Raw genomic sequence first — 2125 nt, 5'->3', positions numbered from 1 at the left:
CGGCCTGGCGCCCCGGGCCCGTGCAGGCCTGCGCGTGCAGACCAAGTGCGGGATCGTGCTGCCGGGCACCACGCCGCCCGGGGCCTCCACGCCGGCGCCGACCGTCCGCTACGACTCGTCCCCGGCCCACCTGAAGGCCTCCCTGGCCGGGTCCCTGGAGAGGCTCAGCACGGACAGGGTGGACACCCTGCTGATCCATCGTCCGGACGTGCTCACCCCGGTGGAGGACACCGTCCGCGCCTTCCTCGAGGAGCGCGAGGCCGGCCGTGTGGACCGCCTCGGCCTCTCCAACCTCCCGCTGGACCGCGCCCGCCGTGTCCAGGAGACGCTGCACCGGATGTCTGCTGACGGCACCGGCCTGGACTGCGTGCAGATCGAGCTCGGCCTGCACCACCGCGCCCTCGTGGAGGCCGCGGTGCTCGCCAACCACGACTCCGCCGCGCCCACCTCCGGCGCCGCCCACCTGCCGCAGTGGTGCCGGGACGAGGGCATCGTGCTGCAGGCGTGGGGGCCGCTCGGCCAGGGCCGGTACACCGGTGCGTCCGACGCCACGGAGACCGGTGCAGTCCCGGACGAGTCGGCCGGAGCCCCGGAGGACGCCACGGCAGGCGACCCGCAGACCACGGCGAGGACCCCCGAGCAGGAGGCGGCCGTCGTCGTGAAGGAGCTGGCCGAGCGGCTCGGCGTGCCGGGCGAGGCGGTGGTCCTGGGCTGGCTGCGCCGCCTGCCGTGGGACGTGCGGCCGGTGGTGGGCACCATGGAGCCGGGCCGGCTCGCGGCGTGTGCGCGCGCCGACGTGGCGGCGCGTGGCATGGATCACGCAGACTGGTACAGTCTGCTCACAGCTGCCCGCGGTGCGCCCCTGCCCTGAGCCGGGCCCCCGAACCGAACGGAGTCCGCCATGGACGAGGACATCTCCTACGAGACGATCAGCTTCACGCTGCCCTGGGTGGGACTCTGGGTGATGCTCCTCTGCGGCGCGATCGCATTGACGCTGATCCTCGTGGCCGTCGTGCGGGTCCGCCGCCACCGCGCCCACGCGGAGCGGGAGAGCCGGAACGTGGACCCCAACCTGCTGCATGACACCGCGATCCAGCGCCGGATCGGCTACGGCTTCGCGGTGGTGGCGGCGATCGCGGCCGTCATGGGCGTGCTGACGTTCCTCCAGGACCGGGCCGCCTTCGAGGGCAACGTGAAGGCGAAGTACCCGGACGTGGTGGAGGTCTCAGGCGTGGAGCAGACCGGCATGTCCTTCACCGCGGACCTGACCTACGCGGACGGGAGCACCGCCGAGGACGAGCTGATCATCGTGGAGCCCACCGGCGAGCCGTTCTACGGCGACGACATCCTCGCCCGCCCCGGCGACCCGGAGCCGCTGCGCGCGCCCGGCAAGTGAGCCGGGCCGGGCGGTCGGACGATGGGCCAGGCGTCCACGGCGGGCCGCGTGTCCTCCTGTGGCGGGCCGGGCCCGCGGGCAGGGCCCGGCACCGGCCCTGCCTGCTAGCGTCAGAGACGTGAGCAGCACCGCCCCCGCCACAGCGTCCACCCGCCGGATCCCGGCCTCCACCTACCGCCTCCAGGTCGATCAGTCCCTGGACCTGGCGCGCATCCGCACCCTGGTCCCGTACCTGCGCCGGCTCGGCGTGGACTGGGTGTACCTCTCCCCGATGCTGGCCGCCGAGCCCGGCTCCACCCACGGCTACGACGTGGTGGACCCCACTCGCCTGGACCCCTCCCGCGGCACGGAGGAGGACCTCGCCGCGCTCGCCGCGGACCTGCGGGCCGCCGGCTCCGGCCTGGTGCTGGACATCGTGCCCAACCACGTGGGCGTGACCACCCCCGTGGAGAACCCCGCCTGGTGGGACCTGCTGCGGCACGGGCCTGACGCCGAGCACGCCGCCTGGTTCGACGTGGACTGGGACGCCTTCGACGGGAAGGTCATGGTCCCGATCCTCGGCGAGGGCACGGACGAGGACCCGGAGGCCGAGCTGGCGCACCTGCGCCTCGGCGAGCACGAGGGCGAGCCGGTGCTGGCCTACTGGGACAACCTCCTGCCGCTGGCCCCGGGCACCCTGGACTCCGCCCGGGCCGCGCTGGGGGAGCGGGCCGCCGCCGCGGACGCCGG

The 2125-nt window shown here is 74.7% G+C and carries 3 protein-coding genes; all 3 read left to right on the top strand.

What is annotated here, in order from left to right; all coding sequences use genetic code 11:
- Window positions 1–871, top strand: an 871-nt coding sequence (locus tag AC2W7A_RS11880; protein WP_485991523.1) for an aldo/keto reductase, incomplete at its 5' end; no start/stop codon positions are given.
- A 30-nt stretch (window positions 872–901) separates the two neighbouring features.
- Complete coding sequence (locus AC2W7A_RS11875; protein WP_485991522.1) at window positions 902–1396, top strand: hypothetical protein; 495 nt, start codon at window positions 902–904, stop codon at window positions 1394–1396.
- A gap of 118 nt (window positions 1397–1514) precedes the next feature.
- A partial coding sequence (locus AC2W7A_RS11870; RefSeq protein ID WP_485991521.1) for an alpha-amylase family glycosyl hydrolase occupies window positions 1515–2125 on the top strand: 611 nt, incomplete at its 3' end.

Source organism: Micrococcus sp. LASM2_SD2, assembly GCF_057364565.1.
This window is presented reverse-complemented; position numbering and strand designations above follow the sequence as displayed.

What these genes read in the sequence shown, in the direction of transcription:
- AC2W7A_RS11875 (WP_485991522.1), top strand. Translation starts at nt 902, where the DNA reads ATGGACGAGGACATCTCCTACGAGACGATCAGCTTCACGCTGCCCTGG.